Raw genomic sequence first — 18,875 nt, forward strand, 5'->3', positions numbered from 1 at the left:
CCGCGCGCGCCGACGAGGCGCTGCGCCGCGTCGGGCTGGAGGCGCATGCCGCTCGGCCCGCGCGCGTGCTCTCCGGCGGGCAGCAGCAGCGCCTGGCGCTGGCGCGGGCCTGGGCGGTGCACCCGGAGGTGCTGTTCCTGGACGAGCCCACGGCCAGCCTGGACCCGGCGGCCAAGCGCGAGGTGGAGGCGCTGGTGCTGGAGTTCGCCGCCGAGGGCATGACGGTGGTGATGAGCACCCACAACCTCGGCCAGGCCAAGCGCATGGCCACGCGCGTGATCTACCTGGAGGACGGCCGCCTGGTGGTGGACCGGCCCGTGGAGAGTTTCTTCAACGACCCGCTGCCGCCCGAGGCGGCGCTATTCCTGAAAGGCGAATTGCCATGGCATTGAGTTCCCGCCGCACCCTGCTGCGCACCTTCCTGGCTGGCGCCACCGTCCTGTGGGCCGCGCTGGGCAGCGCGCAGGCGCAGACCGCGCCGTTCATCGTGATGGCGTCCACGACGTCCACCGAGCAGTCGGGCCTCTTCGGCCACCTGCTGCCGGCCTTCACCAAGGAGACCGGCATCGAGGTGCGCGTGGTGGCGCAGGGCACGGGCCAGGCACTGGACATGGCCCGCCGCGGCGACGCCGACATCGTGTTCGTGCACGACCAGGCGGCCGAGGAGAAGTTCGTGGCCGAGGGCTTCGGCCTCAAGCGCCAGGCCGTCATGTACAACGACTTCGTGCTGGTGGGGCCCAAGGCCGATCCGGCCGGCGTGAAGGGCAAGGACGCGACCGCCGCCATGGGCAAGCTGGCCTCGGCCGGGGCCCCGTTCGTCTCGCGCGGCGACAAGAGCGGCACGCACGCCGCCGAGCTGCGCTTCTGGAAGCAGGCGGGCGTGGACATGGCGGCCAACAAACCCGCGGGCTACAAGGAATGCGGCTGCGGCATGGGCCCGGCGCTCAACATCGCCGCTTCCAGCGGCGCCTACGTGCTGGCGGACCGCGGCACCTGGCTGAGCTTCAAGAACCGCGCTGATCTGACCATCCTGGTCGAGGGCGACAAGAAGCTGTTCAACCAGTACGGCGTGATCGTGGTGAACCCCGCCAAGCATGCGCACGTGAAGGTGAAGGAGGCGCAGCGCTTCGCGGACTGGGTGGTGTCTCCGGCGGGGCAGTCCACCATCGCGGCCTACAAGATCAACGGCGAGCAGCTGTTCTTCCCCAACGCCAACGCGCAGTAAAAACCGGGGCATGAGCGCTGCCCCATCGAACCTGTTCGCCTCGCTGCCCGAGCCTTCGGCGCAGGAGCAGTTCTTGACGCTGCTGGAGCGCGGCGGCGTGCGCATCGAGCGCATCGTCTCGCAGGGCCACACCGCGCCCGCCGAAGGCTGGTTCGACCAGGACGAGCACGAGTGGGTGCTGGTGCTGGAGGGTGCGGGGCGGCTGCTGTTCGAGGACGGGCGCGAGCTGGAGTTGCGCCGGGGCGACCACGTGGACATCCCCGCCCACGTGCGCCACAAGGTGACGTGGACCGACCCGGACCGGCCGACGGTGTGGCTGGCGGTGTTCTACGCCTGAAGCCCGCCCAAGCCGTCGTTTCAAACACTGCATGAGAGGCCACCGTCCCGCTGGCTCGTGATGGCGGTTCTCCCGCCTGGTGCGGCCCCCGTCCTACCGGCCCTTCTTCGGCGTTTTGAAATGCCACCACGGCAGCGCCTTGGTCAGCGACAGCACCTGGCCCGCGTCGGGCGCGGCGTAGCCAGGCAGAGATTGCAGCGCCTCGGGCCACTCGGGGCTCTCCAGCGCCGCGCGCAGCGCGCGCACCGGCGCGCTGTCCAGCGCGTCCTTCAGGCACACGAGGTAGTAGTCCTCCTCGGTCAGCGGCACGAAGTCCAGGCCGAACTCGCGCGCCGCGGCCTCGATGCCCGGGCCCACGTCGGCCTGCCCACTGGCAATGGCCGCCGCCACCGCCAGGTGCGAGTCCTCGGGCCGCGCCAGGTAGCCGCCGATCGATGCCGGGTCCACGCCCGCGGCCTGCAGCAGGTGGTCCATCAGCAACCGTGTGCCCGAGCCGCTCTGGCGGTTGACGAAGCGCAGCCCGGAGCCGGGCAGGTCGGATAGGGACAGCCGCCGGTCCACCAGGCCGCTGCCGCGCAGCATCAGTCCCTGCTGGCGGCGCAGGCAGCCGATCAGCTTGTGAAGGCCCGGCTTGAGCAGCGGCTTGAGCGCGGCGGCGAACACCGGCGAGCCGTCGGGCAGGTGCGGCACGTGGAAGCCCGCCACCGTGCAGCGGCCCTGCGCCAGCGCGCGCAGCGCGTCCACGCTGCCCGCGAAGCGCAGCCCGATGTGCAACTGCCGCTGCAACGCCAGCTCGCGCAGCAGCGGCAGGCCCAGGTCGTGGCTGGCGAAGACCTCCAGCACCAGTTGGCCCCCGTCAAGGGCCTGCGCCAGCACGTGCTCCAGTTCGGCACGCAGCGCCTCGATGTGCGGCGTCATGCGCGTGCGCGCCTGGCGCTCGGCGATGAGCAGCCGCTGCGCGAAAGGCGTCAGCCGCGCCGCCTGGCCCTGCGTCCAGTGCACCAGCGGCTCGCCCAGCACCTGCTCCCAGTGCTTGAGCGAGCCCCACACGTGGCGGTACGACGCGCCCATGGCCGTGGCGGCATGGCGGATGGAGCCGTGTTCCTGCAACTTGTTGAGCAGGTCGAACAAAGGGTTCTCGACTTCGGGCCCGCGCTGGCCGCGGGACTCGAAGCTGTACTGCAGATGGATGCCGCGCGTTTGCATATGGCGCGCGATGGTAGCGGGGGCATCTGTTCCATCGCGGCGCAGCCACAACAGGGGTTTGTGCCCCCTTGGCACGTGGCGCGCTTGTGGGTCTGATCCCGGGCTGCGTTTTCAGATCCGCTTTCCACAACGATGAACATCCGAGTTTTCCCGCCGACCCCCCGACTGCGTCCTTGTGTGTTGGCTTGCGCGGCGGCGCTGGCGTCATTGGGCGCGCTGGCGCAGGAAGGCGCCATGGCCGGGCAGGGCACGACGCAGCAGGTGGTGGTGACGGGCTCGGTGCGCGAGCGCGTCGCGGCCGAGGTGCCCTATGCCATCGGCGTCGTCGGCCGCGAGGAGCTGCGCGCGGCCGGGCCGATGATCAATCTCTCCGAGGCGCTGGCGCGCGTGCCGGGGCTCATCGTCAACAACCGCAACAACTACGCGCAGGACCTGCAGGTCAGCTCGCGCGGCTTCGGTGCGCGCGCCACCTTCGGCGTGCGCGGCCTGCGGCTGTACAGCGACGGCATTCCCGCCACCATGCCCGATGGGCAAGGGCAGGTGTCGCACTTCGACCTTGCCGGCGCCTCGCGCATCGAGGTGCTGCGCGGGCCCTTCTCGGTGCTCTACGGCAACAGCTCCGGTGGCGTGATCGCGGCCTTCAGCTCGCCCGTGCGCGAGCGCCAGGGCGAGGTGGCGCTGGACGTGGGCAGCGACGGGCTGCGCCAGCTGCGCGGCAGCGTGGAGGCGCCGCTGGGCGGCGGCTTCGACCTGCGCCTGAGCGGCTCCACCATGGAGTACGACGGTTTCCGGCCGCAGATGGAAGCCAAGCGCCACACCTTCAACGCGCGGCTGGGCTGGCAGGGCGAGAGCGACCGCGTGGTGGTGCAGGCCGGGTACTTCAGCCAGCCGGCGCTGGACCCGCTGGGGCTCACGCGCGACCAGTTCCAGGCCAACCCCTACCAGACCACACCCGAGGCGCTGCAGTTCAACACCCGAAAGGAAGCTGAGCAGACGCAACTCGGCACCAGCTGGCAACACCGCTTCGGCGAGGGCGCGCTGCGCGAGAGCCAGGTGGCGGCCTACGCCGGCCGGCGCAGCGTGACGCAGTGGCAATCCATCCCTGTGGCGACGCAGACGCCGCCGCGCCACGGCGGTGGGGTGGTGGACTTCGACCGCGACTACCACGGCGTGGACGCCCGGCTGCGCTGGGCCTGGGACGACGTGGACCTGCTCACCGGCGTGGCCCTGGAAACCCAGGCTGACGATCGCCGCGGCTACGAGAACTTCATTGGCACCGGCCCCACACAGCAGTTGGGCGTCACCGGCGCGCAGCGCCGCGACGAGCGCAACCGCGCCACCACGCGCGACGCCTATGCGCAGGCCGACTGGCGCCTGATGCCCGCCCTGACTGCCAGCGCCGGCGTGCGCAGCGGGCGCGTGAAGATGCGCACGCGAGACGCCTACCTGAGCAACGGCGACGACTCGGGCGAGCTCTCGTTCGACTACACCAACCCGGTGCTGGGTCTGCGCTGGCAGGCGCTGCCCTCGCTGCAGCTGCACGCCAGCACGGCGCGCGGCTTCGAGTCGCCCACGCTTACCGAGCTGGCCTACCGGCCCGACGGCTCGCCGGGCTTCAACGCCGGGCTGCAGCCGCAGACCAGCCGCCAGTACGAGATCGGCGCCAAGTGGCGCACGGGCCCATGGTCGCTCGATGCTGCGCTGTTCCGCGCCGATACCAAGAACGAGCTTGGCGTCGCGACCAACAGCGGCGGCCGCGCCAGCTATCAGAACGTCGGCCGCACCCGGCGCGAGGGCCTGGAGCTGTCCACCACCTGGCAGCCGCAGGGTGCATGGCGCACGCAACTGGGCCTGACGTACCTGGATGCCAGCTACCGCGACGGCTTCCTCACCTGCGGCGCGCCGCCGTGCACCACGCCCACGGTGCCCGTGGCTGCGGGCAACCGCATCGCCGGCACCCAGCGCACCAGCGCCTTCGGCGAAATCGCCTGGCGCGATGCGGGCCTGGGCGAGTGGGCGCTGGAGGCGCGGGCGCTGGGTCGTACCGCGGTCAACGACATCAACAGCGAGTTCGCGCCCGGCTTCGTGGTCACCAACCTGCGCTGGATCAAGAGCTGGCCGCTGGCCGGCGGGCGCAAGGTCGAGCTGCTGGCGCGCGTGGACAACCTGGCCGACAAGGTCTACGCCGGCAGCGTGATCGTCAACGACGGCAACCGCCGCTTCTACGAAACCGCCGCGCCGCGCAGCTTCCTGCTGGGCGTGCGGGTGTACGGCGGGCTCTGAGCTCGGCGCCGGCCCCGGCGCGGATCTGACGCAGCGCAAACTTCAAGCGCTCCGGTCCGGGTCGGGCATCCGCCTCCCGCACGCCGTTGCTCCACTCTGGAGCACTTCCCGGGTTGACCCGGAATGGCGGCGGTAACCTGCCGCGCGGCACAGTCAATCCCATGAAAAGACGTCATGTGATGGGCGGGGCGCTGGCGTGGCTGGCCGCGCCGCCGGCGGTGCGGGCGCAAGGAGACAAGGACCCGCTGGGTTCCTCCCAATGGGAGGACATCCGGCGCGAGTTCCTGGGCCAGGCGCCGGTGGTGTTCGACGAGCGCGTGCAGGTGCGCGGCCCGGCCTTCGCCGAGGACCCGATGGCGGTGCCGGTGAGCGTGTCGGCACTGGGGCTGAGCGACGTCAAGCAGATCGCGGTGATCGTGGACCGCAACCCGATCCGCAAGGTGCTGGACTTCCATCCGCAGTTGGCGCTGCCGGCGCTGAGCTTTCGCTTCAAGCTCGAACAGGCCAGCCCCGTGCGCGCCGCGGTGCGCACCGGCGACGGCGTGTGGCACGTGGGCGGCACCTGGGTGGAATCCACCGGCGGCGGCTGCACCGTGCCGGGCGTCACGCGCTCGGACGGCAGCTGGGCCAGCACGCTGGGCCAGGTCAGCGGCGCGCTGTTCGAGAGCCCGCTGGATGCGCAGGCCACGCGGCTGCGGCTGCGCGTGATGCACCCGATGGACACCGGGCTGGTGGCCGGCGTGCCGGCCTTCTACATCAACCGCCTGGCGGTGCTGGACGAGGGCGGGCGCGAGCTGCTGCTGTTCAACGGCCACGAGCCGCTGAGCGAGAACCCGGTGCTGAGCTTCGAGCTGCCCGGCCGGGTGCAGGGGGCGCTGCGCGTGCGCGGCAGCGACAACAACGGCAACCGTTTCGACGCGGCCATCGGCCGCCGCCTGCTGCCATGAAGCACCTTCGTTTCCTGTGCGCCGCCGCCGCGCTGGCGCTGGCCGGCGCCGTGTCCCCGGGCGTGGCCGGCCAGCCCGACCCTTCCCGCCTCGACTACGGCCTGCAGGCCCGCGCGCTGGCGCCGGGAGTGTGGGTGGTGGAGGGCGCCAACGCCGATTTCGAGCCCGCCAACGGTTGCAACATCATCAACACCGGTTTCATCGCCACGGGCGCGGGCGTGCTGGTGATCAACACCGGGCCCTCGCTGAAGTACGGGCAGCAGCTGCGCGTGCTCATCGAGCGCACCGCCGGCGAGCCGGTGAAGCAGGTGATCCACCTGAACCTGCATCCCGACTACTTCCTGGGCAACCAGGCCTTTGCCGACGTGCCGCGCCTGGCCACCCCGGCCACGCGCGCCGGCATGGCGCGCGAGGCCAAGGCCTACGAGGACAACCTCTACCGCCTCTGCGGCGACTGGATGAAGGGCACGCAGGCGCTGCTGCCCGATGGCGACCTGGCGCCGGGCGTGCTGCGCATGGGCGGGCGCGAGTTCGAGCTGCGCGAGTACCAGGGCCACACCGACAGCGACCTGGTGCTGGTGGACCGCCGCAGCGGGGTGGTCTTCGCCGGCGGGCTGGTGTTCGTGCAGCGCATTCCCACCACGCCGCACGCGCAGTTGCCGCAGTGGCAGCAGAGCCTGCGTGCGCTGCAGGCCGCGTTGCCGGCGCAACCAGCCACGCACGGCCTGACGGCGCTGGTGCCCAGCCACGGCCCGGTGCGCGCCGACGCGCAGGGACTGGCGATGACGCAACGCTACCTGGGCTGGCTCGAAGGCGCGCTGCAGCGCGCCGCGGCGCAAGGGCTGGAGATGACGGAGCTGCTGCGCAGCCCGCTGCCCGAGGAGTTCCAGGGCTGGGCCGCGCGCGCCACCGAGTACACGCGCAACGTCGTGCACCTGTACCCGCGCTACGAACAGGCGGCGTTGCAGCCGGCCTGTGACACCAAGGCGCGCGCCGCGTGTGAAAAGCTGGGACAACTTGCGGAGAAACCCTGACTACAAGGCCGCTTCCCGGAGGCCGAAACGGCTTCTGGAGCGGCTCGAAAGCGGTTCGCGGCGGTGGCACGCTTGTTGCGCAATGTGTCCCCGCGCAGCGACCGCACGAACCGGTCGAACACCGCATCCACTCACGAAGGAGACAACATGCGCTTGAAGATGATCACCACGCTGGTCGCCCTGGCCATGGGCTCGATGGCTGCCCAGGCCGTCGTGACCGACCAGATGATCCTGGACGACGCCAAGACCACCGGTGACGTGCTGTCCTGGGGCATTGGCACGCAGGGCCAGCGCTATTCGCCGCTCAAGCAGATCAATACCTCCACCATCGGCAAGCTGGTGCCGGTGTGGTCCTTCTCCTTCGGTGGCGAGAAGCAGCGCGGCCAAGAGTCGCAGCCGCTGATTCATGACGGCCGCATGTTCGTCACGGGCTCGTACTCGCGCATCTACGCGCTGGACGCCAAGACCGGCCAGAAGCTGTGGAAGTACGAGCACCGCCTGCCCGAAGGGATCATGCCCTGCTGCGACGTGATCAACCGCGGCGCCGCGCTCTACGACAACCTGGTGATCTTCGCCACGCTGGACGCGCAACTCGTTGCGCTGGACCAGAAGACCGGCGACGTGGTGTGGAAGGAGAAGATCGACGACTACAAGGCCGGCTACTCCGCCACCGCCGCGCCGCTGATCGTCGATGGCCTGCTGCTGACGGGCGTCTCCGGCGGCGAGTTCGGCGTGGTGGGCCGCGTCGAGGCGCGCGACGCCAAGACGGGTCAGCTGGTGTGGGTGCGCCCGACGGTGGAAGGCCACATGGGCTACCGCTACGACAAGGACGGCAAGCAGATCGAGAACGGCGTCTCCGGCACGCCGGGCAAGACCTGGCCGGGCGACCTGTGGCAGACCGGCGGCGCCGCCACCTGGCTGGGCGGCACCTACGACGCGCGCACGGGCCTGGCCTACTTCGGCACCGGCAACCCGGCCCCGTGGAACTCCAACCTGCGCAAGGGCGACAACCTGTTCTCGTGCTCGACGGTGGCCATCGACGTCAAGACCGGCCAGATCAAGTGGCACTACCAGAACACGCCCAACGACGGCTGGGACTTCGACGGCGTCAACGAGTTCGTGACCTTCGATGACGGCGGCCGCATCCTGGGCGGCAAGGCCGACCGCAACGGCTTCTTCTACGTCAACGACGCCAAGACCGGCCAGCTGGTCAACGCCTTCCCCTTCGTCAAGAAGATCACCTGGGCCACCGGCATCGACCTGAAGACGGGCCGTCCCAACTACGTGCCCGAGAACCGCCCGGGCGACCCCATCGCCAGCCCCGACGGCAAGAAGGGCCAGACCGTGTTCGCCGCGCCGGGCTTCCTGGGTGGCAAGAACCAGATGCCGATGGCGTACTCGCCCGACACGAAGCTGTTCTACGTCCCGGCCAACGAGTGGGGCATGGACATCTGGAACGAGCCCATCACCTACAAGAAGGGCGCGGCCTACCTGGGCGCCGGCTTCACGATCAAGACGCTCAACGAGGAGTACATCGGCGCGCTGCGCGCCATCGACCCCAAGACCGGCAAGATCGCCTGGGAGGTCAAGAACAACGCGCCGCTGTGGGGCGGCGTGCTGACCACCGGCGGCAACCTGGTGTGGTGGGGCACGCCCGAGGGCTTCCTGCAGGCCGCCGACGCCAAGACCGGCAAGGTGGTGTGGAAGTTCCAGACCGGCTCCGGCGTGGTCGCGCCGCCGGTGACCTGGGAAGACAAGGGCGAGCAGTACGTGGCCGTGGTCTCCGGCTGGGGTGGCGCGGTGCCGCTGTGGGGCGGTGACGTGGCCAAGCGCGTGAACTACCTGGAGCAGGGCGGCTCCGTCTGGGTGTTCAAGCTGATGAAGTAATTCGAAAGCAAACCGGGGTGGCCGGGCTAAGCTGTCAGCGATGACACGATGGCCTGGCTTTCAGCCAGGGCTGGCGCTGTGCGCGGCCCTGGTTTTTTGTTTTACAGCGCCGCCCGCGCGTGCCGCGGACCGGCCCTACCTCGTGCTGAGCACCGCGGCGATGGAGGACGACGAGCAGTCCTGGTCACTGGGCGGACGCCTGATCCGCACCGGTGCGGACAACGCGCTGCAGTTCGGGCTCGAATACGGCTTCACGCGCGCCACCTCCGTGGAACTGGAGTGGACCGTGGAGCGCGCCGGCGGCGGCGAGCATGCACGCGAGGCCGAGCTGGAGTTCAAGCAGCTCTTCAACGACAGCGAGCGCGACGGGTGGGGCGCCGGGTTGAGCGTGACGCTGGGCCTCACGCGCGAGCGCCTGGAAGGCGACGAAGGCGCCACGGAGCCGGGCGAGCCGCCGGGCAGGCGCGCGCGCCGTGGCCTGACGGTGCAGTTGCCGCTGAGCGTGCCGCTGTGGCAGGAGCAGGGCCTCGCGCACGTCAACCTGGGCTGGCAGCGTGAGCCCTCGGGCGGCGGCCAGGGCTTCCTGGCCGCGGGGCTGGAGCGGCGGCTGGCGGGGCGCACCTGGGGGTTCGGCGAGGCGGTCTGGCAGCCGGGCAAGCGCCTGTTGCACGCGGGCATCCGCCACTGGTTGCGCCGCGACCGCCTGGCGCTGGACCTGAGCGTGCAGCGCCAGCAGGACGATGGTCGCTGGCGCAACGGCGTGGTGATCGGCGTCGTGGCCTACGACCTGTAGGCTGCGCGCATCGCCCCTGTTTGGGTGGTGCGCAAGCGGTAGTGAAAAAAGCACGATTTCGTAACTTGCGCCCCTTGGGCAGGAGGAGAAATCGTGAAGAAAGTTTTGGCGGTTGCCGTTCTGGCAGCGTCAGCGGTGGGCAGCGCCATGGCGGCACCGCTGATGGGTAGCGTTCTCAACTACCAGTACTACTACCCGGACTCGGGCACGTCCTACGCGGGCACGCCCGACGTCAACAGCAATTTCATCGTGGGCCCGGACGCGGAGTTCTACACCCTCACCGACGCCATCGGCTCCATGGACGTCACGGCCGACCAGGTCATCGTCGATTTCAGCCACAGCGGGACGTTTGGTCCGGCGACGTTCAACGGCTGGGTGCTCACGGACATCTTCAGCAACATCGACCGCTTCGCCTCGGTGACCATCGACGCGGCCACCAACATGGTCGGCCTGGACGCGAGCCGGCTGAGCTTCACCGACGACACCATCGCCCTGAACTGGCAGGGGCTGGCCTTCGATGCCGACACCCGCGTGGTGCTGAACGTGAGCACCAGCCCATTCCCCGTTCCCGAGCCTGGCAGCCTGCCGCTGCTGGGTGCGGCGCTGCTGGGCATCGCCTTCATCCGGCGCAACGCCTGAGGGCTGCGGGGCTCCAGGGGCAGCGCAGCGGCAGGCTCAGCTGCTGCCCTTGGCCAGCCCCAGCTTCTCCACCGCGCGCCGCTCGGCCGCGTAGGTCTCGCGCATGCTACGCGCGTAGTCCTCGGGCCCCAGGTAGGCCAGCTCCTGGTCGTACTTGGCCAGCTCGGCCACATGTTGCGGATCGAACATCGCGGCCTTGAAGGCGTCGTGCAGCGTGTTCACCACCGCGCGCGGCAGCCCGCGCGGGCCGGCCAGCCCGTAAGGCGACATGGCCACGATGCCGTGGCCCAGCTCCTTGAGCGTGGGCACCTGGGGCCAGCGCTTGGTGCGGTGGTCGCCGAAGGTGGCCAGCAGGCGCAGCTGGCCGCCGTCCACGAAGGGCGCGAAGCCGTTGGAGGTCACGCCCGCCATGACCTGTCCCGCGGACACGGCGATCATCTGCTGCGCCACGCCCTTGTAGGGCACGTGCACCCACTGCAGGTTGCGGCGGCCGAAGAGCTCGTCCATCACCAGGTGCGGCGTGGTGCCGGTGCCGTTGGTCGCCACCGTCAGCTCGCCCGGGTGCGCCTGGGCCCAATCGAACAGGTCTTCCAGCGTCCGCACCGGGCTGCTGACGGGCACCACGATGCCGAAGGTCACGCCGCTGATCTGGATGATGGGCGTGGTGTCGCGGATCGGGTCCCAGAGCACTTTCTGCACCCAGGGCGCGCGAAAGACCGGCTGCGGCATCTGCGCGATGGTGTAGCCGTCGGGCGCGGCCTGCTGCAGCACCGGCATGACCAGCGTGCCGCCGGCGCCGCCGCGGTTCTCGATCAGCACCTTCTGTCCCAGATGGCGCGCGGCGATCTCGGCCAGCAGCCGCATGGTCAGATCGGTGGCGCCGCCCGCGGCCCAGGGCACCCACAGCGTCACCGGACGGCTGGGGAAGCGGTCGGCGGGCTCCGCGAGCACGATGGCGCTGGCGGTGCCGGCCATGGGCGCCAGCAGCGTGCCGGCGATGCGCCGCAGCGCACCGCGGCGCGCCAGCAGGTCTTGTCTCATTGCCATGACAACAGCTCCATGGTCAGGGTGCCGCCGAGCAGCATGGGCGAGCCCGCGAGCTCCTGGCGCTGCAGCTTCACCAGCCCCACGCCGGGGCAATACCACTCGGTGGTCAGCAGCGGCAGCTCGCGCCAGCCGCTGACCGGATCGGCAAACAGCTTCAGCGCCGCCGTGCCTTTGATGCGCAGGCAGCCTTCGAAGTGCCCCGCGCGCGTGTCCACGGCCTGGCCCAGGGCCTCGATGACGTAGTTCATGGGCACCGCCGGCGCGCTGTGTCGCACCTCGGCCGGGAAGCCCTGGCGGCGCTGCAGCAGGTACGTGATGGTGGGCGCCGCCCACTGCGTGCCCACCGCCAGCGGCGCCTTGACCACGTAGCGCCGCGCCTCGTCGCGCTCGGGCTCGGCCTGCACCAGGCTGCGGCTGGCGACGCGGAAGACGCCGCTGTCGTCGGCGCGCAGCCAGTAGTCCATGCCCGCGTCGCTGCGGCGCAGAAAGGCCGCGCCGTCGTCCAGCGAGCCGTCGCTGCCCAGCGTCTCGAAGCTGCGCAACTCACGCTCCACGCGCTCGTCTTCCCACTCGGTACGCAGCTCGTAGGTCCAGCGGTGGCCCGATTCGAGCGGGAACAGCTCCGCGCCCGGCGCCTTGGCGCCGCAGCCGGCCAGCAGTGCCGTGGCGGTGGCCGCCAGCCCCGGGAGAAGCAGCAGGTGCGCGCGCATCATTTCTCCGGCAGCTGCGGCGCGGGCAGGTCGCGGATGGTGATGCGCTGCTCGTCGCTGCCCGGGCGCAGCCACGACACGCCGCCCTTGCCCACGCGCGGCTCGGCGGTGCCGACCTGGCTCACGCCCTGGCGTACCTTCTTCATGCCCTCGTCCAGCAGCGCGTGCAGGTCCTTGGCGTAGGGCAGCTTGTAGGCGCGCGGCTGGCGCGCGGGCTTGCCGTTCTCCAGCGCGTTGACCCAGACGTAGAGCGCGCCGGGGGTGGTCTTGCCGGGCTCCTCGATCACCGCCGCGAGCAGCACGAACTTCTCCGGCAGCGGGTCGGCATTGGGCCAGCCCGCCAGGCCGTGCGCCGTGTCGTCGGCGAAGAAGTAGAACACCGTCACCGCCACCACCAGCAGGCCCTTGAGCCAGGCCGGCCAGCGCGACCACACCAGCGCCAGCGCGCACAGCAGCACCAGCACCGCGAGAGAGAGGATCAGGGCGAGGGTCATAACCGTTGCACCAGCGATTTGGGAAGCGTGCTGACGTTGGTGACGTTGCCGTCGGGCAGCACCGTGAAGCGGACGGCCGTGGCCTCGTCGCCCTTGCGGGCCAGCTGCACCTGTCCGTAGAACACCACGTCCGCGCGGGGATTGACCTTGATGACGGAGACGGTGGCCTCCACCGGCTTGCCGTTCTTGGTCTCGTAGTAGTGGACGTTGACCGTGAACTCGCCCGGCTCGATGCCTCGCAGCGTGACGACTTCCTGGTTCAGCGGGTTGACCACCTGCTTGCCGTTGATCACCACCGTGTCGTTGGTCAGGCCGCGGTCGTCGCGGTCCAGGTGCATCAGCCCGGCCTCGCGGGCGCGGAACCACACCAGCTCGCCGGCGGGGTCCTGCACCCAGGTGTCGAGGTCGTTGGGGTCCATGTCCGGCCAGGACACGTTGATGATGAACTCGGCCTTGGCGGGGATGTCGCCCGCCTTGAGCGCCTTCGGGTTCATCGCCAGCAGCGCCACGATGAAGCAGAAGACGAAGGCGATGAGCATGTTGAACAACATGTCATAGAAGGGATCGACCTCGGCCTCGCGGGTCGTGCGGCGCCGGCGCATGCCTTCCTCACTCCTCGCCCGCGTCCAGGCTCAGCCCGGCGCGCTGGATGTCGGCCACCAGCACGTCGGCATAGCGGTCCAGCCGCGTGAGCTGCAGGCCCAGCAGGATGTTGCCCACCAGCCCCACCATGGTCGTGAGCAGCGCCACGCCCAGGCCCGTGGTGAGCTGGCGCAGCAGCTCCTGCGACTGCGCCGGGTCGAAGTTCTGCAGCTTGCCGATCTGCAGCGCCAGGATCGAGAAGCCGATCACCTTGCCCAGCAGCCCCAGCTTGAGCTGGATGCCGTTGACCCACCACGCGGTGCCGTGCGGGCCGTGCGTGCGCTCCAGCAGCAGGTCCATCGGGGCGCCGCCGTCCTGGGGCCGCGCGCGCAGCGCCCGCAGGTACTCCGCCGCCCAGCCGTCGCCCTGCGGCCCCTGGGCCAGCAGCTGCCGCTCGCGCTGCAGCACGCGCGTGCGCGTGCCGCACCACAGCGAGGCGGTGAAGAAGATGACGATGATCACCAGCGTCAGCCCGGTCGGATCGGCCGACAGCAGCAGGCCCCACACACCGCGCACGCCCAGCAGCCAGGTGGCGAAGGCCAGCAGCCCGGCCAAGGCGAGCCACTCGAAGGCCAGGGGCTCCACCGGCGCGGCGTCGGCCCGGCCACGGGCGCGCCGCGGCGTGATCGCCGCCAGGGAAGGGAGCATCTTCATCGCCTCCCTCTCAGCCGCGCTTGGTCAGCGCGCCGAAGCCGCGCTGCGGGTCGTAGCCCCAGCTCGCGACGATGAAGCACACCGCCAGCGTGCCCAGCACGATCCAGGGCGAGATGCCCGGGTCCTTGCCGTAGAGCGCGAAGCGCATCCACTCCACCGCGTGCGTGAACGGGTTGAAGCGCGCCACCTGGTACACCCAGTTGGCGCCCGACTCCTCCAGCTTCCACAGCGGATAGAGCGCGGTGGACATGAAGTACATCGGGAAGATGACGAAGTTCATCGTCCCGGCGAAGTTCTCCAGCTGCTTGATGTGCACCGACAGCAGCAGGCCCAGCGCGCCCAGCATCAGCGCGCCGCACACCGCCGCCAGCAGCACCGGCAGCAGGTGCTCCAGCACCGGCAGCTCGGTGCCCAGCAGCGCCGCGACGACGACGAAGGCCGCGGCCTGCGCCAGCGACAACACGGCGGTGGCCATGAGCTTGGACAGCAGGATCCACGGCCGCGGCAGCGGCGCCGTCAGCAGCAGCCGCATCAGGCCCATCTCGCGGTCGTAGACCATCGCCAGGCTCGACTGCATGCCGTTGAACAGCAGCACCATGCCCACCAGGCCCGGCGCGATGTAGACGTCGTAGGGCGTGTAGGTGTCGTAGGGCTCGGCGATGGCCATGCCGAACACGTTGCGGAAGCCCGCGGCGAACACCGCCAGCCACAGCAGCGGCCGCACCAGCGCCGACACCAGGCGGCCGGACTGCTGCGAGAACTTCAGCAGCTCGCGCCAGACGATGGCGCGCATCGCCAGCAGCGCGTGCGCGATCACGCCCAGGCGCTCGCGGGCGGGGGTCAGGGTCGGGCTTTGCACAGCTTCTCCGGCGCATCGGCGCCCAGGGTGTCGAGCGCGTTCTTGGGATGGAGCACGCCTTCGACCGGTGCGGTGGAGATCACGCCCTGGCCGTCGGTGAGCAGCAGCGGCTGGCGCAGCTGGCCGTCCCAGGGGCGGAAGCTCATCACCACGCCCTTGGAGCCGTCGAAGCTGCCCGCCAGCAGCGCCTTCTCGAAGGCGGCCTGCGGCCCCTTGGGCGCGGCCACGGCCGCGGCCACCAGCGTCTTGCCGGCCATCCAGGCGGACCAGTCGGGGGCGGTCATGGACCGGTTCACCGCCTTCGTGAAGCGCCGCGCCACCTGCGGCGCGCCGAAGCGCTCGAACTGCGCATGCCAGGCCAGCGCCACCAGCCCGGCATCGCCCACCACCGGGCGCGGCAGCACCGTGCGGTAGGGCAGCGAGCGGGCGAACTCGCCGTCGCTGTCCACCACCCACACCACGTCGTAGCTGGCGCCGCCGGTGAGCAGCAGCGGGTTGGCCAGGTTGCGCTCGCGCGGGTCGGCCGAGAGCTTGAACGGCTTGTTGGCCACGAGCTTGAGTCCGTAGCGCTTGATGGCGGCCTGCGCCACCGCGCCGCGCTCGGCGTCCTGTGGGGACGGGCCGGTGAGCAGCAGCACCTGCGGCCACTTGCGCGCCGACAGCGTCTGCGCCAGGGCGTCGGCGCGCATGCGCTCGCTGGGCGCCAGGTGCAGCAGGCGGGGGCGGCAGTCGGCCTCGCGCAGCCGGTCGTCGCCGGCGCCGAGGTTGAGCACCGGGCGCTGCACCGCGTCGGCCACGGCCAGCGTGGCGGCGGCGTCCAGGTCGGTGAGCAGCACGGCGGCGCCGGCCTTCTCGGCCTTCTGCGCCGCCGCGCGCGCCGCCGCGGCGTCGGCCACCGGCACGGTTTCCAGGGTCAGCGCGGTGCCGGCGGCATCGAGCTCGAAGGCGGCTTCCTTGATCGCCACTTGCAGCCCGTCGCTGGCCGGGCCGCCGGGATGGCCCAGGTAGGCGCGCTCCAGGCGGTCGCGCGCCAGGCGCGGGTCGTCGGCGCGTACCAGCAGCGTGGCCTTGTAGGGCAGCGCCTGCGCGGCGCCGGCGGCCAGCAGCAGCGCCGCGGCCAGGGGACGGAGCACGGCGCGGCGCATCAGTTCAGCACCACCGCCATGTAGGGCACGCGGCCCACGGGCACGCTCTTGAGCGCCTTGGCCGAGGCCACGTCCACGATGGTCACGTCGTCGCTCAGGCCGTTGCTCACCACCAGGCGGGTTTCGTCGGGGCTCAGCGCCACGTGCCAGGCGCGCTTGCCCACCAGCACCGTCTTGGTGAGCTGGCGGCTGTCCACGTCGATGAAGCCGACGTGGTTGGCGCGGCCCATGGAGACGAAGGCGGTCTTGCCGTCGCGAGTCATTGCCAGCCCCACGGGCGTGATGTCCTCGGCGCGCGCGCCCTTGAGCGCCAGCTTGATGGTGTGGACCACGGCCAGGTCCTTGACCGAGATGATGCTCACGCTCGCGTCGAGCTCGTTGCTCACCCACAGCTGCGCGCCGTCGGGCGTGAACACCATGCGGCGCGGGCGCTTGCCCGCCGGGATGTTCTTGAGCAGCTTGCCGCTGGCCGTGTCCACCACGTGGACCATGTTGGCCACCTCGGAGGTGACGAACACCAGCTTGCCGTCGGGCGAGGTCTTCACGCCCTCGGGCTCCTTGCCCACCGGCACCGAGGCCAGCGTCTTGCCGCTGGCCGCGTCGATGGTCACCAGCGCACCTTCGTCCTCGGCCGACACGTACAGCGCCTTGCCGTCCTTGGAGAAGTCGAAGGCCTCGGGCTCATCGCCCAGCGCGACGCGGCCGACCGACTTGCGGCTGGCGATGTCGATCACGTCGGCCTGGCCGGACTCGGTGCAGGCCACGAACAGCCGCTTGCCGTCCGGCGCCACCTGCATGTGGCGCGGGCGCTTGCAGGTGTTGATGACGCCGGCCACGGCCTGCGTCTTGAGGTCCACCAGCGTCAGCGCATGGTCCTTCTCGCTCGACACCCAGGCGGTCTGGGCCGAGGCCGCAAGGCCCGACAGGGCCAGCAGGCTGGCCAACAGCGTCTTCTTCAAGGTTCGTCTCCTGTAGTCAGTTGCGCGCGCATCTGCGTGCGCGTCGCATGTTGTCACGCCGTGGCGGGAGCGCTTTCCGCGCCGCGGCATGTGCCCGTGTCAGGCAGTGGCTTTGACGAAGGCTTCCTCCAGCGTGCCGCCGCCGAGCTGCTGCGTCACCGCCTCGGGCGTGCCGTCGGCCAGCAGCACGCCCTTGTGCAGCACCAGCACGCGGTCGGCGGCCTGCGCCTCCTCGACCAGGTGCGTGGCCCACAGCACGGTGCTGTCGCGTGCGGCGACGTCGGCGCGGATGGCGCCGAGCAGATCGCGGCGCGACTTCGGGTCCAGCCCCACGGTGGGCTCGTCCATCAGCAGCAGGGCGGGGCGGTGCAGCAGCGCGCGCGCCAGCTCCACCTTGCGCCGGTTGCCGCCGGAGAGCTCGCGCACCGCGCGGGGCAGGTCCTTGGTCAGGCCGAAGGTTTCAACGGCTTCCTCGATGCGCTGGCGCGCCAGCGCCGCGGGCAGGCCATGCAGCTGGGCATGGAACTGCAGGTTGCGGCGCACGCTCAGGTCCAGGTCCAGCGACATCTGCTGGAACACCACGCCGATGCGCGCCAGCGCCTGGCGCGTGCTGCGGCGCAGCGACAGCCCGTCGATCTCCACCTCGCCCGCATCGGGCGCGAACAGCCCCGTGAGCAGTTGGAACAGGGTGGATTTGCCGGCGCCGTTGGGGCCCAGCAACGCGACGTAGCTGCGCGGCGCGAGCTGCAGGTCCAGCGATTTCAGGGCCACGCGCTCGCCGTAGCGCTTATGCAGCCCGGCCAGGCGCAGCCGGGGCGGCATCGCGTCCACGGGCAGGGCCTGCGGGGCCGGGGCGGGTAGCGGCACGCTGCTCACAGCTCGATCTCCATGCCGTCGAAGGCATGCTCCAGGGCCACGGTGCTGGGCGCTTGTTCGGGATGCGGGGCGGCCGGGTGCAGCAGCACGCGCCGCGCGCTGTTCTCGCCCGGCTGCGCCGCGCCGGAGTCGCCCAGCAGCAGGCAGTCGGCGCCGTGGTTGGCCGGCAGGGGGCGCGGCCCGGGCCAGTACAGCAGGCGGCGGCCGTCGCGCAGGTCTTCCACTTCCAGCGCCAGCGAGGCGCCGGGCGCGTACTCGTCACCGATGGCGAAGGCCGTGAAGCGCAGCCCGGGCAGCCCGTCGATGTGAAAGGGCGCCGCGGGACTGTCGCCGGCCACGGGCAGCAGGTGCCAGTGCACGCCGCAGCAGCGGTCCACCACCTGCAGCAGCGGCAGCTCGGTGGTCAGCGACTCGAACACGGCGGGCGTGGCATAGAGCTCCACCGGCGGGCCGTCGCGCAGGCCCAGCAGGCCCGCGACGTGGTTCATCTGGGCGTCCATGAGCACCACGCCGGCCAGCGGCTGGGCCTGCAACTGGGGATGGCGCTGGAGCTGGCGCTCCAGGTCGGTTGGGGCGTTGAGCAGCACCCAGCGGGTGCCGTCGGACAGCGCGGCGGCTCGCGCGGCGCTGCCCTCGGCACCGAGCAGCAGCAGTTTCATCATGCGGCGGCGCGGCGGGCCAGCGCGGCGCAAGGAGGGTGAATCGGCACGGAGTGTCTCCTGATCGTCCGGGACCGCCGCCAGGGCGGTCCGGGTGGGGTTTTGACGCCGTTTCGCAAAAGCCGTGCCGATGGGTTTTGCAACGGTTAAGGCATCAAACAGTTCGCCGGATTAACAATGTCGTGCCACCCGGGAGCAGTTCCGCTGCAGGCTGACACAGTGCAAACCCGGTGACTGCTCAAGTGGCGTCACCGTCCTGGCGGTTCCAGCGCAGCTTGCGGTAGATGGTGTTGCGGCTGATGCCCAGTCGCTTGGAGGCCTCGGAGATGTTGCCCCCGGCGGCGTCGAGCGCGGCCTGGATCATGGCGATTTCCTGCTCATGCAGCGTGCGGGCGCTGGGCGCGGGCGGCGCCGAGGGCACGAAGCCCGCGCCGGTCGGGCCGGCCTGCGGCGAGCCCGCCGCGGCGCCATAGGCCGCG

Annotated in this window: 21 protein-coding genes; 9 read left to right on the forward strand and 12 right to left on the reverse strand. The window is 70.9% G+C overall.

Going from position 1 to position 18,875, the window contains the following annotated elements; translation table 11 throughout:
* From Q0741_RS21875 to Q0741_RS21885, 3 genes are all read left to right on the forward strand, one after another.
* Positions 1 to 392 (forward strand): ATP-binding cassette domain-containing protein (locus tag Q0741_RS21875; RefSeq protein ID WP_298235307.1); only part of this gene is annotated, 392 nt, incomplete at its 5' end.
* Positions 383 to 1,225 (forward strand): substrate-binding domain-containing protein, encoded by an 843-nt coding sequence (locus tag Q0741_RS21880; protein WP_298235308.1) that lies wholly within the window; start codon positions 383 to 385, stop codon positions 1,223 to 1,225. The genes Q0741_RS21875 and Q0741_RS21880, both read left to right, overlap by 10 nt.
* 10 nt (positions 1,226 to 1,235) lie before the next feature.
* A complete protein-coding gene (locus Q0741_RS21885) occupies positions 1,236 to 1,562 on the forward strand; it encodes a cupin domain-containing protein (RefSeq protein WP_298235309.1) in 327 nt (108 codons plus the stop codon).
* Positions 1,563 to 1,655: 93 nt separating this feature from the next.
* On the opposite strand, the gene Q0741_RS21890 is transcribed toward Q0741_RS21885, so the two are convergent.
* Entirely contained in the window at positions 1,656 to 2,768 is a 1,113-nt protein-coding gene (locus tag Q0741_RS21890; protein WP_298235310.1) for a substrate-binding domain-containing protein, read from the reverse strand.
* Between the two features lie 177 nt (positions 2,769 to 2,945).
* Between Q0741_RS21890 and Q0741_RS21895 the strand changes: the two genes are divergently transcribed.
* The 6 genes from Q0741_RS21895 (at position 2,946) to Q0741_RS21920 (ending at position 10,351) form a co-directional block, all read left to right on the forward strand.
* Entirely contained in the window at positions 2,946 to 5,051 is a 2,106-nt protein-coding gene (locus tag Q0741_RS21895; RefSeq protein WP_298235311.1) for a TonB-dependent receptor, read from the forward strand.
* Positions 5,052 to 5,212: 161 nt separating this feature from the next.
* Positions 5,213 to 5,998 (forward strand): quinoprotein dehydrogenase-associated SoxYZ-like carrier, encoded by a 786-nt coding sequence (locus Q0741_RS21900; protein WP_298235312.1) that lies wholly within the window; start codon positions 5,213 to 5,215, stop codon positions 5,996 to 5,998.
* Positions 5,995 to 7,032: a quinoprotein relay system zinc metallohydrolase 1 gene (locus Q0741_RS21905; protein ID WP_298235313.1), complete on the forward strand. Its 1,038-nt coding sequence runs from the start codon at positions 5,995 to 5,997 to the stop codon at positions 7,030 to 7,032. The genes Q0741_RS21900 and Q0741_RS21905 overlap by 4 nt, the downstream gene beginning before the upstream one ends.
* 147 nt (positions 7,033 to 7,179) lie before the next feature.
* Positions 7,180 to 8,919, forward strand: a complete 1,740-nt coding sequence (locus tag Q0741_RS21910; RefSeq protein ID WP_298235314.1) for a PQQ-dependent methanol/ethanol family dehydrogenase — start codon at positions 7,180 to 7,182, stop codon at positions 8,917 to 8,919.
* A gap of 40 nt (positions 8,920 to 8,959) precedes the next feature.
* A complete protein-coding gene (locus Q0741_RS21915) occupies positions 8,960 to 9,712 on the forward strand; it encodes a hypothetical protein (protein WP_298235315.1) in 753 nt (250 codons plus the stop codon).
* Positions 9,713 to 9,805: 93 nt separating this feature from the next.
* Complete coding sequence (locus tag Q0741_RS21920; protein WP_298235316.1) at positions 9,806 to 10,351, forward strand: PEP-CTERM sorting domain-containing protein; 546 nt, start codon at positions 9,806 to 9,808, stop codon at positions 10,349 to 10,351.
* Positions 10,352 to 10,387: 36 nt separating this feature from the next.
* Here Q0741_RS21920 and Q0741_RS21925 read toward each other — a convergent pair whose 3' ends face one another.
* The 11 genes from Q0741_RS21925 to Q0741_RS21975 all read right to left on the reverse strand — a co-directional run.
* Positions 10,388 to 11,326 (reverse strand): tripartite tricarboxylate transporter substrate binding protein, encoded by a 939-nt coding sequence (locus Q0741_RS21925; protein WP_298235325.1) that lies wholly within the window; start codon positions 11,324 to 11,326, stop codon positions 10,388 to 10,390.
* 62 nt (positions 11,327 to 11,388) lie between these two features.
* A complete protein-coding gene (locus tag Q0741_RS21930) occupies positions 11,389 to 12,108 on the reverse strand; it encodes a hypothetical protein (protein WP_298235317.1) in 720 nt (239 codons plus the stop codon).
* Positions 12,108 to 12,602 (reverse strand): hypothetical protein, encoded by a 495-nt coding sequence (locus Q0741_RS21935; protein ID WP_298235318.1) that lies wholly within the window; start codon positions 12,600 to 12,602, stop codon positions 12,108 to 12,110. The genes Q0741_RS21930 and Q0741_RS21935 overlap by 1 nt, the downstream gene beginning before the upstream one ends.
* Entirely contained in the window at positions 12,599 to 13,204 is a 606-nt protein-coding gene (locus Q0741_RS21940) for a hypothetical protein (RefSeq protein WP_298235319.1), read from the reverse strand. The genes Q0741_RS21935 and Q0741_RS21940 overlap by 4 nt, the downstream gene beginning before the upstream one ends.
* A gap of 7 nt (positions 13,205 to 13,211) precedes the next feature.
* Complete coding sequence (locus tag Q0741_RS21945; protein ID WP_298235320.1) at positions 13,212 to 13,892, reverse strand: MotA/TolQ/ExbB proton channel family protein; 681 nt, start codon at positions 13,890 to 13,892, stop codon at positions 13,212 to 13,214.
* A 16-nt stretch (positions 13,893 to 13,908) separates the two neighbouring features.
* A complete protein-coding gene (locus Q0741_RS21950) occupies positions 13,909 to 14,691 on the reverse strand; it encodes an ABC transporter permease (RefSeq protein ID WP_298235326.1) in 783 nt (260 codons plus the stop codon).
* Positions 14,692 to 14,738: 47 nt separating this feature from the next.
* The gene (locus tag Q0741_RS21955) at positions 14,739 to 15,902 is read right to left on the reverse strand and encodes an ABC transporter substrate-binding protein (protein ID WP_298235321.1); all 1,164 of its coding nucleotides are present in this window, start codon (positions 15,900 to 15,902) and stop codon (positions 14,739 to 14,741) included.
* Positions 15,902 to 16,861 (reverse strand): PQQ-dependent catabolism-associated beta-propeller protein, encoded by a 960-nt coding sequence (locus Q0741_RS21960; RefSeq protein WP_298235322.1) that lies wholly within the window; start codon positions 16,859 to 16,861, stop codon positions 15,902 to 15,904. The genes Q0741_RS21955 and Q0741_RS21960 overlap by 1 nt, the downstream gene beginning before the upstream one ends.
* A gap of 99 nt (positions 16,862 to 16,960) precedes the next feature.
* Positions 16,961 to 17,683 carry an ATP-binding cassette domain-containing protein gene (locus Q0741_RS21965; protein ID WP_298235327.1) on the reverse strand — a complete coding sequence of 241 codons (723 nt, stop codon included), beginning with the start codon at positions 17,681 to 17,683 and terminating at the stop codon, positions 16,961 to 16,963.
* A 50-nt stretch (positions 17,684 to 17,733) separates the two neighbouring features.
* On the reverse strand, positions 17,734 to 18,396 hold the full coding sequence (locus Q0741_RS21970) for an MBL fold metallo-hydrolase (protein ID WP_298235323.1): 663 nt from the start codon (positions 18,394 to 18,396) through the stop codon (positions 17,734 to 17,736).
* A gap of 238 nt (positions 18,397 to 18,634) precedes the next feature.
* Positions 18,635 to 18,875 (reverse strand): helix-turn-helix domain-containing protein (locus tag Q0741_RS21975; RefSeq protein ID WP_298235324.1); only part of this gene is annotated, 241 nt, incomplete at its 5' end.

The organism is uncultured Azohydromonas sp., assembly GCF_937926365.1.
Lineage (GTDB): Bacteria > Pseudomonadota > Gammaproteobacteria > Burkholderiales > Burkholderiaceae_C > Azohydromonas.